Origin of the sequence: Phenylobacterium sp., from assembly GCF_036264965.1 — a bacterium.
GTDB lineage: Bacteria > Pseudomonadota > Alphaproteobacteria > Caulobacterales > Caulobacteraceae > Phenylobacterium.
The window spans coordinates 68,525-80,939 of record NZ_DATAPY010000150.1; the positions used below are offsets into that span (position 1 = coordinate 68,525).

Sequence of the window (12,415 nt, forward strand, 5' to 3'; positions counted from 1 at the left end):
GCAATTCCGCCGGCGAAGGGTTCCTCCGCGGCTTCCTGCGCCACGCCGATGTCGAGCGGATCTACCTCTGGAACAGCCAGGATGCGCCGCGGGAGGACCTGCAGGCCCTGCTCGACCGGCTGGGGCCGCCGAAGTCGCCGATCGCCTGGATCGAAGCGGGGGATCGCGCGGGTCTGGCGGCGCCCGGCGCCGCGCACATTCCGAGCCCGGAGCTCCAGCGCGAGGCCTGGGCGCAGCGCCGGCGCCTACTCGCTGACCGGCATCACGCACACCCTCGCCGAGACCTACGTCATGGGCGAGATCGCCGGCCTGCTGATCGGTCCGGTGGAGTCCTGGGACGCGCTGGTCTGCACCTCACCGGCGGTGCAGAAGGCCGTGCAGACCCAGCTCGAGGCCGTCGCCGACTACCTGCACGGACGTTTCGGGGTCACCCGCATGCCCGCCGCCCAGCTGATCACCATCCCGCTGGGCGTGCACGCCGAGGACTACACCTTCGATCCCGACGCGCGGCGACGCTGGCGCGAAGCGCTCGACGTGCCCCAGGACGCCGTGGCAGCCCTTTACTTTGGCCGCTTCAGCGTCGCCACCAAGATGAACCCTGCGCCGATGGGCCTGGCCCTGCAGCAGGCGGCGCAGCGGACCGGCCAGCCGGTCTACTGGATCCTCTACGGCGGCGCGCGCGAGGCCACGGAGGACCAGGCGTTCCGCGAGGCGGCGGCGGCCTTCTGCCCAGACGTGCAGCTGCGGTTTGTCGGCGAGGCGGCGCCCGACGCCCACGGGCCGATCTGGTCGGCGGCCGATGTGTTCGTGTCCTTCTCCGACAATGTGCAGGAAAGCTTCGGCCTGACCGTGCCGGAGGCCATGGCCGCGGCCCTGCCCTGCGTGGTCTCCGACTGGGACGGCTACCGTTCCACGCTGCGGCATCAGACCGATGGCTTCCTGATCCGCACCACGGCGCCGCGGCCGGGCCTGGGCGCCGACCTGGCCTACCGCTACGCCCACGGCATGGGCGGCTATGCGGACTATGTCACCGCCCAGTGGCAGTTCACCGCCGTCGACGTGGAGCAGGCCGCCCAGGCCCTGGCGGCGCTGTTCTCCAACCCGGACCTGCGCGCGCGGATGGGTAAGGCCGCCGCCGAGCGCGCGCGGACACTCCTCGACTGGCGCGCGGTGATCCCGCAATATCAGGCGCTGTGGGCAGAGCTGGAACGCCGCCGCAAGGCCGCGCCGGTCCAGCGCCCGGGCCAGGGCGCGGAAAGCCCCTGGGGGCTCGATCCCTTCCGGATGTTCGCCGCCTATCCCAGCCATACGCTGGTCCACACCGATACGGTGCAGCTGACCCGCGCCTTCGCGCCTCAGGAACTGGCTGCGATCATGGCCGCGCCGTCGGTGCGCGGCGCCGAAGGCCGCCTCCCCACCCTGCCGGAGACCGAGGCGCTGATCGGCGCCCTGTCGCAGGATCGGCTCGCCGCCGTCGAGGCCCTGCTGGCGAAATTTCCGCCGGATCGGCGTCCGTTCCTGGAGCGCGGCCTGGTGTGGCTCGCCAAGTACGGCGTGGTGCGATTTCCCTAGAGGGTGGCGATCGGTCGTAACCTTACCTGCAGCTAAACGCTGCGGGCGCCCGTACCTTGTGGTACCCAATCAGGACAAACCTCACCGCCTGGGGGCGGTGGTTGCACATGAGGTTTCGAATGCGTCGCCTTCTCCTTGGCGTTCTTCTCGCCTCCGGCGTCGCCGGGGCGGCCGCCGCCAGCGACTATATCGTCGTCAATTCCACGGATCCGGGCGTCAAGCGCGGCATGGCGCTGGACGCCGGCATGCGGGTGGCCGTCGCCGCCGGCAAGACGCTCACCGTCATGCGCGCCTCCGGCGAGGTCACCACCCTGCAGGCCGGCCCCGGCGGCGTCACCCTGCCCGGCGCCAAGCTAGCCGCCAACGACAGCGCCAAGTTCGACAGCCTGAAAGCCCTTCTCGAACCGCCGCCGCAAGGCCGGACCTTCGGGGCGCGCCGCGGCGGCTTCTGCCCGCCGGCGGAGAGCGCCACCACGCTGGATCAGATCCTGAGGCTCGCCGATCAGGCCGGCTGCAAGGCCGAAGCCCGCCAGGCGCTGGACGCCTACATCGCCAAGGCCGCCAACTAGCCGCCGCCCAACCGGGCGAACGCGATCAGGGTCAGGGTGACCATGATCGCCCCGCCGATGCGCGTGGCGATCTGGGCGAAGGGCATCAGCTGCATGCGGTTGCCGGCGGTGAGGATCGCCACGTCACCGGTGCCGCCCTGGCCGGAATGGCAGGCGGTGACGATCGCCGCGTCGATCGGATAGAGCTTCACCCAGCGGGCGACGGCGAAGCCGGTCCCCATCAAGGTTGCGACCGTGACGACGATGGTGGTCAGCGTCGGCAGGTTGAAGGCGCCGAGCAGCTTCTCCCAAGGCGTCTTGGCCACCCCGATAGCGAACAGCAGCGGGTAGGTGACCGCCGTCGAGAAGAACTGGAAATTGGCGAAGGCGCCCCGCTCCAGTCGCGGCGACGCCACCCGGCCGAACTTCATCGCGACCGCAAGCGCCAGCATCACCACCGGCCCCGGCCAGTTCCAGAGCTTCTGGGTCAGGGCGCCGACGAGGTACAGCGTCACCGCCATCACCAGCGCCGCGCCGACGTCGACGGCGCTCACCGGCGCGCGCGGCGCCTCTGGACTGGCGAAGGGTTCGTCATCGACTTCGCCAGGCTGCAGGCGGCCCTCGCCGGTCAGGCTGGGCCAGCGCTTGCCCGCCGCGTTCAGGACGCCGGCGAACAGGATCGCCGTCAGGCTGCCCAGCATCACCGCCGGCAGCACCTCGGCGAACAGCTCGCCCTGCGGCTGGTGGCTGAACTGGGCGTAGCCGATGGTGAGCGGGATCGCGCCCTCGCCGACCCCGCCGGCCATGATCGGCGCCACCACCTTGAAGAAGGTGTGCTGCAGGCCGAGGCCGAGCGCCGTCCCCACGGCGCAGCCGACGGCGGTGGCGACGACCGATCCCGCCGCGAGGGGCACGAAGATCTTCAGGAAGCCCGAGATCAGCACGCGGCGATCCATGCCCAGGATCGAGCCCACGATGATCGCGGCGATGAACAGGTAGAGGAAGTTGGAGTTGTCGGTGAAGGCCGAGATCGACTTGACCAGGTCCTTCGGCAGCAGGTGGGCGTAGACCAGATAGGACGGCAGGAAGGTTGCCAGGATCGCCGCGAGGCCGAGGTTCTTCAGGCCCGGCGTGCGCTTGCCGATCTCGGCGCAGACGAAGCCGCCGATCGCCAGCACCACGATGTTCATCAGGATGTCCGACGGCGCCGCGCCCAGCCGCACGAAGGCCGCGGCCACCGCGGCGCCGAGGATCGCCACCGGAGCCGGCACGATGCCGATCCGCAGGTCCATGATCCGCCACCAGGCGGCGGCTGCGGGCGGCGGCGAATCCGGAGCGGGGCTGTCAGGAGGCATTAGGTGAAGCTTGCCCGCCGCGCGCGCGTCGCGCCAGCCCTCGTCAGCGCGCGTCCTATCCGCGGGCCTCCGGGCTCGCTTCATAGAGCGCCTGGGCGGCGGCAAGGTCCTGCACCACATGGCCGAGGGACTTGTAGACGGTGATCTGATCCGGCGACTGGCGGCCCGGCAGGGCGCCGTCCAGCACCTGGCCGATCTCGCCCACCACATGGTCGTCGCCGATCAGGCCGGCCTGCTTGGCGCGCAGGAATTCCGCGCCCTGCGCCAGCACGCCCTCGCGATAGTCAGCGATGAATCGCGAACGCACGACCAGGTCGTCGTCGACTTCCGTCGGCCCCGCGAAGCTGGAGCCCACCAGGTTCAGGTGCGTTCCCGGCTTCACCCAGGCGCCCTTGAGGATCGGCTCGGCGGCGCTGGTGACCGTGCAGATGATGTCGGCCTCGGCGACCGTGTCCTGGACGTCCGCGAAGGCCGCGACCGGCAGATCCAGCTCGGCGGCCAGCTCATCCGCGAAGGCCTGCGCCTTTTCGAACGAGCGGCCCCAGACGGTGATGTCACTCAGCGGCCGCACCTCGGAGATGGCCCGCGCGTGGGTCAGGGCCTGCTCGCCATAGCCCAGTATAGCGAGCCGGGTGGCGTCGGGCCGCGCCAATGCATCCGTGGCGACGGCGCTGGCCGCGGCGGTGCGGATGGCGGTGAGCTCGCCGGCGTGGACGACGCAGACTGGCGCGCCGCTCTCGCCGTCGAACAGGACGACCACGCCCTGGTGCGACTGCACGCCTTTCGCGAAGTTCTCCGGAAAGACGCTGACCAGCTTGCAGCCGAACATCGCCCGCTCGCCCAGCGCGCCGGGCATGGTCCCGAACATCCGCCCGCCGCCCAGCTGGATGATCTGCCGCAGAAGCTGCCGCGTCTCACCCCGAGACAGCGCGATCATCGCCCGGCGCACCAGCGGAATGCAGATGTCGTAGGTCAGCCGCGCCGCCACCTCGTCCCGGTCGATCACCCTCATGCGCGGTCTCCTGGGCTTTTGCGCCAACGCGCCTCACCTAGGCCGAAGACCCGTCCGCCGCCAGCATTTCAGACTGACGCGAACCCGTCCGATTGGCGCCACGATCCTGGGGCACCCAGCCAGGTCTTCGGCCCTGTGTCATCCGGAGGTAATGTTATAACATAGACGCGGAACTACGGCTCAGCTACCGAGAGCAAATACCCCTGTCCGAGCCCTTCGAGCCAAGCCCCGCCCTCACGATGCGCACCGCGGAACGTCTTACGGCCGAACCTCGGCGACGGCGCGTCTCGCCGCTGCTGGCGGCGCTCGGCGCGCTCAGCCTCGGCGCCTGCGCCGTGGGCCCCAATTTCAAGACGCCGGCGCCCCCGTCGGTGCGCGGCTACACCGCCGAGCCGCTGGCCCCGACCGCCTCGACGCCCGGCGTCGCGGGCCAGGCCCAGACCTTCGCCAGCGGCGCCGACATCGCCGGCGACTGGTGGACGCTCTTCCATTCCCAGCCGATCAACGACCTGGTCACCCAGGCGCTGGCGGCGAACCCGGACCTGAAAGCCGCCCGGGCCGCCCTAACCGCCGCGCACGAGACCACGCTCTCGCAAAAGGGCGCCTACTATCCGCAGGTCTCCGCCGGCTATTCCGCCACGCGCCAGCGGCAGTCCGGCGCGCTCGCCCCGACGCCGGCCGACAATGCAAGCCAGTTCAATCTCTTCACGCCGCAGGTGAGCGTCTCCTACGCCCTCGACGTCTTCGGCCTGACCCGGCGCACGGTGGAGTCGGCCAAGGCGCAGGAGCAGTCGGTCCGCTTCCAGATGATCGCCGCGCACCTGACGCTGACCAGCAATGTGGTGGTCGCCGCGATCCAGGATGCATCCTTGCAAGCCCAGATCGACGCCACCCGCCAGCTCATCGATATCGAGACCCAGAGCGTCGGGATCCTGAAATTTCAGGCCGACAAGGGCTACGCCAGCGGCATCGACGTCGCCGCCCAGGAAACCCAGCTCGCCCAGGCCGCCGCCAGCCTGCCGCCGCTGTTGAAACAGGCCGCGCAACAGCACGACCAGCTGGCCGCTCTGACCGGCCGGTTCCCCAGCGAGGCGGCCCTGGCCAGGATCGACCTCGCCAGCCTGCAACTGCCCACGGACCTCCCGGTGAGCCTGCCGTCCATGCTGGTGCGACAGCGGCCTGACGTGCGCCAGGCCGAGGCCAACCTGCACGCCGCCAGCGCCCAGGTCGGCGTCGCCGAGGCCAACCGCTTCCCGAACATCCAGCTGACCGCCGTGGCCGGCAACACCGCCATCGCGCTCAGCCAGGCCTTCACGCCCGGCACCAATTTCTGGAGCCTCGGCGCGGCGGCGACCGCGCCGATCTTCGAAGGCGGGACCCTGCTGCACCAGGAACGCGCGGCCAAGGCCAACTACGAGCAGGCCGCGCAGCAGTATCGTAGCACCGTGCTGGGGGCCTTCCAGAACGTCGCCGACAGCCTGGCGGCCATCCAGCAGGACGCCGACGGCCTGAAAGCCGGCGCCCTCGCATTCGACGCCGCCAAGGTCACCCTCGACCTCACCCGGCGCCAGGCGCAGGACGGCTACGCCAGCGGGCTTACGCTGCTCAACGCCCAGCAGGCCTACCAGCAGGCGCGGATCGCGCTCGTCCAGGCCCAGGCCGCCCGTTTCGCCGACACCGCGGCCCTCTTCCAGTCGCTCGGCGGCGGCTGGTGGCGCCGTCCCGACCTCGCCAAGGATGCCAATGCCAACTAGCCCGCCCTTGCAGAAGGCCGCGCTCGCCGCCGCCGCGCTCAGCCTGGCGCTCGCCGCCCTGGCCGGCTGTTCGCCGAAGCCGAGCTACAGCGCCCAGTCCGCCTCGGCGACGCCGACCCTGGTGACGCTCACCGCGGCCCAGCTGCAGCACATCCGCCTCTACACAATCGCGCCCGCGGCCTTCCACAAGACCGTCGAGGCCAGTGGTGTGGTCGACTTCGACAACGACCAGGCGACCAGCGTGCTGTCGCCGATCTCCGGCCCGGTGTCGCGCCTGCTCGTCCAGCCGGGCCAGGTGGTGAAGGCCGGCGATACGCTCGCCACCGTGGACTCGCCCGACTACGCCGCCGCACTCAGCGCCTATGCCAAGGCGCTCGCCACCGCGCGCACGCTTCGCCAGCTCGCCGACGCCGACAAAGACCTTGCCGCGCACAAGGGCGTCTCCCAGCGGGAGGCCCAGCAGGCCCAGACCGACGCCGTCAACGCCGAGGCCGACCGCGACGCGGCGCTGCAGGCCCTCGTCGGCCTCAACATCGATCCGCAGGCGATCAAGGACGTGCAGGCGGGCCGCCTCGCCCCGCGCATCGAGGGCAAGATCCGCAGCCCCATCGCTGGCACCGTGGTCGAAAAGCTGATCACGCCGGGCCAGCTCCTGCAGGCGGGAACGACGCCGGCCTTCACCGTCGCCAACCTGTCGAAGGTCTGGGTGATGGCGCAGATCGCGGGCTCGGACATCGGCGCGATCGGCGTCGGCGATCCGGCCAGCGTCGAGACCGGAGTCGGCCCCGCCGTGACGGGCGCCGTCGACAACATCGCCGCCCTGGTGAACCCCGACACCCGCGCGGTCCTGGCCCGCGTCGTCGTCGCCAACCCCGGCGGCGTGCTCAAGAAGCAGATGTACGTGCGGGTGAAGATCCAGTCGCGCCCGGCCACCAACGGCCTCGTGGTCCCCGCCTCGGCCGTGCTGCGTGACGATGAGAACCTGCCGTTCGTCTACGTCGCCCAACCCGGCGGCGGCTTCGCGCGCAAACACGTGACCCTCGGCTACGCCACCGGCGATCAGTACGAGGTCCCGGCCGGCCTCAGCGCCGGCGACAAGGTGGTCGTCGACGGCGCCGTCTTCGTCCAGTTCATGCAGAACCAGTGAGCGAGGCGCCTCCTCCTTCGGCCCCGGACGCGCCGGAAGCGCCGACCTCCACATCGGTGATGAACCGCGTCGTGGCCACGGCGCTGCGCCAGCCGCTCCTGGTCCTGCTGATGACCGCCGTGCTGATCGGCGTCGGCGTCTGGTCGCTGCAGCGGCTGCCGGTGGACGCCTATCCGGACCTGTCGCCGCCGATGGTCGAGGTCATCACCCAATGGCCGGGCCACGCCGCCGAGGAGGTGGAACGGCTGATCACCGTGCCGACCGAGATCGGCCTGACCGGCATCCCGAAGACCGTCAGCACGCGCTCGATCTCGCTCTACGGCCTCTCCGACGTCACCCTGACCTTCGCCGACGGTACCGATAGGTATTTCGCCCGCCAGCAGGTGTTCAACAACCTGCAGGGCCTTGGCCTGCCGACCGGCGTCACGCCCTCGGTCTCGCCGCTCTCCTCGCCCTCCGGCCTGATCTACCGCTACGTCCTGCAGAGCCCCGACCGCTCGCCGATGGAACTGAAGACCTTCGAGGACTGGGTCATCCAGCCGGCCTTCAAGGCCGTGCCCGGCGTCGCCGACGATAGCGGTTTCGGCGGCGGGACCATGCAGTACCAGGTGCTGTTCGATCCGGCGAAGCTGGCCGGCGCGGGCCTTTCGATCCAGCAGGCGGAGACCGCGCTGGGGGCCAACAACTCCAACGCCGGCGGCGGGTTCTATTCGCAGGGCGGCCAGTTCTACTACGTCCGCGGCCTGGGCCGGATCAGCACGGTGGAGGACATCGGCAACGTCGTCCTGGCGGTCCACAACGGCGTGCCGACCCTGCTCAAGGATGTCGGCCGCGCCCAGATCGGCATCGCGCCTCGCCTCGGGGAATTCGGCTTCGAGAAGCAGGACGACGCCGTCGAGGGCGTGATCCTGTTGCGCACCGGCGAGAAGACCCAGGACGTCCTCAAACGCGTCGAGGCCAAGACCCAGCAGCTCAACGAGCAGGTCCTACCCAAGGACGTGAAGATCGTCCCCTTCTATGACCGCGTCGACCTGATCACGCTGACCACCCACATCGTCGAGGGCAACCTGCTGCGCGGCATGCTGCTGGTGATCGTGGTGCTGATCTTCTTCCTCTACGATTTCCGCGCCGGGCTGATCGTGGCGGCGACCATTCCGCTGGCGCTCTTGTTCGCCTTCACCTGCCTGAACATCCAGAAGGCCTCGGCCAACCTGCTGTCCATCGGGGCCATCGACTTCGGCATATTGGTCGATGCCGCGGTGGTGATGGTGGAGAATATCTTCCGGCAGATCGCGCTTCGAAAAGGCACGCGGGCCAACGTCGGCGAGATCATCCGCGACGCGGCCTCGGAGGTGGACCGGCCGCTGTTCTACGCCGTGCTGGTGATCGTGGTCAGCTTCCTGCCGATCTATGTCCTGTCCGGACCGTCCGGGACCCTCTTCCGGCCGATGGCCGACACCATGATCTTCGCCCTGGTGGGCTCGCTGTTCGCCACCCTGATCCTGCTGCCAGTGCTGTGCGCCTGGTTCATGCGCAATGGCGTGAAAGAGCGCCACAACCCCGGCTTCGAGTGGGTGAAGGCCCGCTATGTCTCGGGCCTCGACTTCTGCCTGGAGCACCGCTGGGGCGTCACCGCCGCCTGCGGGATCCTGTTCGCCCTGTCGCTGCTGCTCGTGCCGCTGATCGGCGCGGAGTTCATGCCGCAACTCGACGAAGGCGCACTCTGGGTGCGTGCCACCATGCCGTCGACCATCAGCTATGACGAGTCCGCCAAGCTGACGCCGAAGGTGCGCGAGATCCTGCGCTCGTTCCCGGAGGTCACCACCGTCGGCTCCGAGCTCGGCCGCCCGGACGACGGCACCGACCCGACGGGCTTTTTCAACGTCGAGTTCTATGTGGGCCTGAAGCCCTACAGCGAATGGCGCGGCGCCTACCACACCAAGCCGCAGCTGATCGCCGCCATCAACAAGAAGCTCGCGGCCTTCCCGGGCGTGATCTTCAACTACACCCAGCCGGCCGAGGACGCCGTCGACGAGGCCGAGACCGGCCTGAAGAGCGCGCTGGCGGTCAAGGTGTTCGGCGGCGACCTGAACACGCTGGAGGCCAAGGGCAAGGCCGTGAAGGCCATCCTGCAGCACGTGCGCGGGATCACCAACGTCACCCTGGTCCACGAGCTCGGCCAGCCCAGCCTGGTGGTCAAAATCGACCGCGCCAAGATCGCCCGCTACGGGCTCAACGCCGACGACATCAACGCCCTGATCACCGCCGCGATCGGCGGCGACACGGCGACCCAGGTGGTGCAGCAGGAAAAGCAGTTCGACCTGGTTGTGCGCCTCGACCAGCAGTTCCGCGACAACCCGCAGGCGATCGGCAATATCCTTGTCGCGACGCCGGGCGGCCAGCAGCTCCCGCTCAAGGAGTTTGCCGACATCTCGGTGCAGAGCGGCGCGTCCTTCATCTACCGCGAGAACAACTCCCGCTACATCGGCGTGCAGTTCTCGGTGGAGGGCCGCGACCTGGCCGGCGCCGTACAGGACGCCATCAGCCAGGTGAACGCCCACGTGGCCCTGCCGCAGGGCTACCGCATGGACTGGGGCGGCGACTACACCGAGTACACCGCCTCGCGCGATCAGCTGAAGGTGATCCTGCCGCTGACCGTCTTCCTGATCTTCATGCTGCTCTTCGCCCTCTACGGGAACTTCAAGTTCCCCTTCATCACCCTGGCCGGCGTGGTGCTCTCGGCGCCGGTGGGCGGCATCCTGGCGCTCTGGCTGACCGGCACGCCGTTCTCGGTGTCATCGGGCGTCGGGTTCCTGGCTTTGCTCGGGGTCTCGGTGCAGACCGCCGTGGTCTACATCTCCTACGTCAACGAGCTCCGGCGTGACGGCATTCCCTTGAACGAAGCGATCCGCGAAGGCGCGATCCTCAGACTACGGCCGATCACCATGACCGCCCTGGTCGCGGCCTTCGGTCTGCTGCCCGCCGCGCTCGCCACCGGGGTCGGCACTGACAGCCAGCGGCCCTTTGCCCTAGTGATCGTCAGCGGCCTCTTCACGCGCCTCCTGATCAGCGTCTTCCTGATGCCGGCGCTCTACGCCCTGGCCGCGCGCCCGGACGACCGGCTGCAGGTCTGACCGCGAACTGCGCCTTGTGCTGCCCTGACTTAGCTCCCTAGAAGGACGCCATGCACAGGATCGCGCAGATCGGGGCCGGGCGGATGGGCGCCGTCCACCTGGCCAACGCCGCCCACAATCCGCGGCTGGAGGTTGCGTGGCTGGTCGATCCACGGCCGGACGCCGCGGGGATCGCCGCCTCCGCCGGCGCCCAGGTCGCCAGCGTCGAGCAGGTGCTGGCCGACGCCGGCGTCGAAGGCGTCATCATCGCCAGCTCGACCGATACGCACCTGACGCTGGTCAAGGCCTGCCTGGCCGCCGGCAAGGCGGTGTTCTGCGAGAAGCCGCTGGACCTCGACCTCGCCAGCCTGCTGGCCGCCGAGCCTGAGCTCGCCCATCCGAAAGCCCCGCTCTACGTCGCCTTCAACCGCCGCTTCGACCCCGATTGCCGCGCGCTGCAGGCTCGCATCGCGGCCGGCGAGATCGGCGACCTCGAGACCCTGAACATCACGAGCCACGACCCGGCGCCGCCGCCCGCCCACTTCATTCCCACCAGCGGCGGGCTCTATCGCGACTTCACCATCCACGACTTCGACCTGGCCTGCTGGCTGGCGCCCGACCCGTTCGTCGAGGTCTTCACCTGGGCGAGCTGCTTGGTGGATCCGGCCATCGGCGCGGCCGGCGACGTCGACACCGCCCGTACCCTGCTGCGTGACGCCAAGGGCCGGCTCTGTTCGATCAGCAACACCCGGCGCAGCGGCTACGGCTTCGATCAGCGGGTCGAGGCCTTCGGTCCGCGCGGCATGCTGCGGGCCGGCGACCTGTTGCAGGACACCCTCCAGGCGTGGCGCGAGACCGGCGCCACGAGCGCGCCGCGCTACATGGACTTCATCGCCCGCTACGCCGCGGCCTACCGCAGCGAGATGGAGCACTTCGCCGACATCCTGTCGGGCCAGGCCCAACCCGAGACCGGCTACGCCGACAGCGTCCGCTCCCTCCGCCTCGCCGAGGCCGCGCGGCAGTCGCTCAGGACGGGCCTTCCGGTCCGGGTCTAACCTGCAGAGGGCGCGCCCAGCCGCAAAAGCACCACCCCGTGGCCCATCACCAGGACGCGGTAGGATCGGAGCTTGCCCAGGTCCTTGGCCGCCCAGACGTCGCGGGTGGCGACCAGCGTCCTGATGCCCAGGTCGGCATAGTTGACCTCGACGTAGGACGGCTGGTCCGAGAGGTTGAACAGCCCCACGGCCTTGCCGCCGCGGCTCAACGGCTTGGCCCAGACCTCCAGCGGCCCTTCCGCCGTCACCCGATCGCCCTGGCGGCCCGCGGGGTCCTGGTCGATGGCGACCACCTCGCGATTGGTGAGGATCGCCAGGGTGTCGGGCGTCATCTTGGTCAGGTCGTTGCCCGCCAGCAACGGCGCGGCCAGCAACGCCCACAGGCTCATGTGGGTGCGGTACTCAACCGGCGTCATGCCGCCGTTGCCGACTTCCAGCATGTCCGGGTCGTTCCAGGCCACTGGTCGCGCGTCCCGCCAGTACTGCACGTTCTGGCTGAAGTTGGACAGCATGCTCCCGAAACTGTCGGATATATCGCTTGTCGTGCGCCACAGGTTGGCCACTGGCTGGGCCCAGGTCTGCGGCTGCACCGACGAGTCCCAGCCGTTGCACATGCTGAACACGATCGGCCGGCCCGTCGCGGTGAGCGCGTCGCTCATCTGGGTGTACAGCGTCTGGGCCACCTGCTGGTGGGTCTCACCTGGGAAGTCACCGAACGGCATGTTGCACCAGTCGAGCTTCAGGTAGTCGGCGCCCCAGGACGCGAACGTCTTGGCGTCTTGGGCGTAGTGCCCGTAGCTGCCGGGGAACCCGGCGCAGGTCGCGGTGCCGGCGTCCTCGTAGATGCCGAGCTTGAGCC

The 12,415-nt window shown here is 69.6% G+C and carries 9 protein-coding genes; 6 read left to right on the forward strand and 3 right to left on the reverse strand.

Features of this window, described 5'->3' with window-relative positions; translation table 11 throughout:
- Positions 1–291 precede the first annotated feature (291 nt).
- On the forward strand, positions 292–1,572 hold the full coding sequence (locus VHS75_RS20075) for a glycosyltransferase family 4 protein (protein WP_329640393.1): 1,281 nt from the start codon (positions 292–294) through the stop codon (positions 1,570–1,572).
- A 119-nt stretch (positions 1,573–1,691) separates the two neighbouring features.
- Entirely contained in the window at positions 1,692–2,141 is a 450-nt protein-coding gene (locus tag VHS75_RS20080; RefSeq protein WP_329640394.1) for a hypothetical protein, read from the forward strand.
- Here VHS75_RS20080 and VHS75_RS20085 read toward each other — a convergent pair.
- Together VHS75_RS20085 and VHS75_RS20090 are read right to left on the reverse strand one after the other, a co-directional pair.
- Complete coding sequence (locus VHS75_RS20085; RefSeq protein WP_329640395.1) at positions 2,138–3,475, reverse strand: 2-hydroxycarboxylate transporter family protein; 1,338 nt, start codon at positions 3,473–3,475, stop codon at positions 2,138–2,140. The two genes, VHS75_RS20080 and VHS75_RS20085, sit on opposite strands and share 4 nt — an antisense overlap.
- A 55-nt stretch (positions 3,476–3,530) precedes the next feature.
- The gene (locus tag VHS75_RS20090; protein ID WP_329640396.1) at positions 3,531–4,487 is read right to left on the reverse strand and encodes an ornithine cyclodeaminase family protein; all 957 of its coding nucleotides are present in this window, start codon (positions 4,485–4,487) and stop codon (positions 3,531–3,533) included.
- Between the two features lie 239 nt (positions 4,488–4,726).
- On the opposite strand from VHS75_RS20090, the gene VHS75_RS20095 reads away from it, so the two are divergent.
- Genes VHS75_RS20095 through VHS75_RS20110 form a run of 4 tightly spaced genes read left to right on the forward strand, consistent with a single transcriptional unit; the run spans position 4,727 to position 11,556 of the window.
- Positions 4,727–6,241 carry an efflux transporter outer membrane subunit gene (locus VHS75_RS20095; RefSeq protein ID WP_329640397.1) on the forward strand — a complete coding sequence of 505 codons (1,515 nt, stop codon included), beginning with the start codon at positions 4,727–4,729 and terminating at the stop codon, positions 6,239–6,241.
- On the forward strand, positions 6,231–7,388 hold the full coding sequence (locus VHS75_RS20100) for an efflux RND transporter periplasmic adaptor subunit (protein ID WP_329640398.1): 1,158 nt from the start codon (positions 6,231–6,233) through the stop codon (positions 7,386–7,388). Before VHS75_RS20095 ends, VHS75_RS20100 begins: the two co-directional genes overlap by 11 nt.
- Positions 7,385–10,522 carry a CusA/CzcA family heavy metal efflux RND transporter gene (locus VHS75_RS20105; RefSeq protein ID WP_329640399.1) on the forward strand — a complete coding sequence of 1,046 codons (3,138 nt, stop codon included), beginning with the start codon at positions 7,385–7,387 and terminating at the stop codon, positions 10,520–10,522. Before VHS75_RS20100 ends, VHS75_RS20105 begins: the two co-directional genes overlap by 4 nt.
- A 50-nt stretch (positions 10,523–10,572) precedes the next feature.
- Positions 10,573–11,556 (forward strand): Gfo/Idh/MocA family protein, encoded by a 984-nt coding sequence (locus tag VHS75_RS20110; RefSeq protein WP_329640400.1) that lies wholly within the window; start codon positions 10,573–10,575, stop codon positions 11,554–11,556.
- Here the strand turns inward: VHS75_RS20110 and VHS75_RS20115 are convergent.
- Positions 11,553–12,415, reverse strand: an 863-nt coding sequence (locus VHS75_RS20115; protein ID WP_329640401.1) for a glycoside hydrolase family 27 protein, incomplete at its 5' end; no start/stop codon positions are given. The two genes, VHS75_RS20110 and VHS75_RS20115, sit on opposite strands and share 4 nt — an antisense overlap.